Origin of the sequence: Mesorhizobium sp. B2-8-9 (genome assembly GCF_006439475.1) — a bacterium.
Lineage (GTDB): Bacteria > Pseudomonadota > Alphaproteobacteria > Rhizobiales > Rhizobiaceae > Mesorhizobium.
This window is the reverse complement of record NZ_VFTQ01000073.1, coordinates 1-1072: the sequence shown is the minus strand read 5'-3', so window position 1 is coordinate 1072 and position 1072 is coordinate 1. Positions and strand designations below refer to the sequence as shown.

Below are 1072 nucleotides of genomic sequence, written 5' to 3'. Positions count from 1 at the left end.
GCGCAAAGAGGCTCACCGGCGACGCCTGGGAGAAGCGGCTAATTGCAGTGCGACGTGCAGTCGAAAATATCTGAGATTCAGCTGGTATTGCCAAATTGTTGCTGGATGCATGTGAGCAGTCGCCGCACTCTCGGCAATGCCTGGAAAGGCGCCCGACGCTCCGCTTGGCAGACCGAAAGAATGGCTTGAGACCAATCTGGATCTGACTAATACTGTCGCTGACCTGCATTCGACGTTCCTATCTTGCCCGGTTCGGAGCAGAGGTGATACAAATCGACTGGCCGGTCCATTTTATGACCACTCGATAACTGTAATCAGCGGTCTTAATCATGTGCGCGGCAAACGCTCGGCTCAGCTAGACGTTGGCTCATCTGGCGGTCGAAGGGCCTCTAAAACTAGTTAAATGGTTGATGTCGTAGTATGGATGGGGCTCGACCGCTCGGCACTGTCCGGCCTGCCGTGACCTTGGATCTAAAGAACATCACCCCGCCAATTGCCGAGGATGAAGCATTGGAGAAAAACTCGGTTCCGGCCCAGATTGAGTTCGGCAGCGTCACAAGATGTATGGGGCAGTCGCTGCGGTCAGCAATTTGTCGCTGACCGTCGGTCCCAAGGGGTTCGGGCAAGACCACGGCCCTGATGCTGCTCGCCGGGTTCGTAGCGCCCACTGAGGGAGACATCCGGATTGCTGGGAATTAGGTCGCGGCGGTGCAGTCTTATCGGCGCGACCAAGGCATCGTCTTCCAGAGCTATGCGCTGTTTCCGCACCTCACGGTGCGCCGAACCTAGAATTCCCGCTCGAAATGCGCGGCATGAAGGCTGCCGAGAGGCAGCGCAGGTCGACCGCATGCTCGCGCGCGTGCACCTCACCGACTTTGGCGGCCGCATGCCGTCGCAATTGAGCGGCGGCCAGTAACAGCGCGTGGCGCTTGCTCGAGCCCTGATCGCTGATCCGCCGTTCCTCTTGCTCGATGAGCCGCTCGGCGCACTTGACCGTAAGACCGTATGTCCGCTTCTGCCGGTGAGGTGGCTCACCCTACACTGCGCGTCCGAGGGTTGCTCGGGCGGTCCG

The 1072-nt window shown here is 59.3% G+C and carries 1 protein-coding gene; it reads right to left on the bottom strand.

The annotated features are described in order from the left end of the window. Window positions 1–229 (bottom strand): hypothetical protein (locus tag FJ423_RS33950; RefSeq protein ID WP_210239596.1); only part of this gene is annotated, 229 nt, incomplete at its 3' end. Window positions 230–1072: the final 843 nt, after the last annotated feature.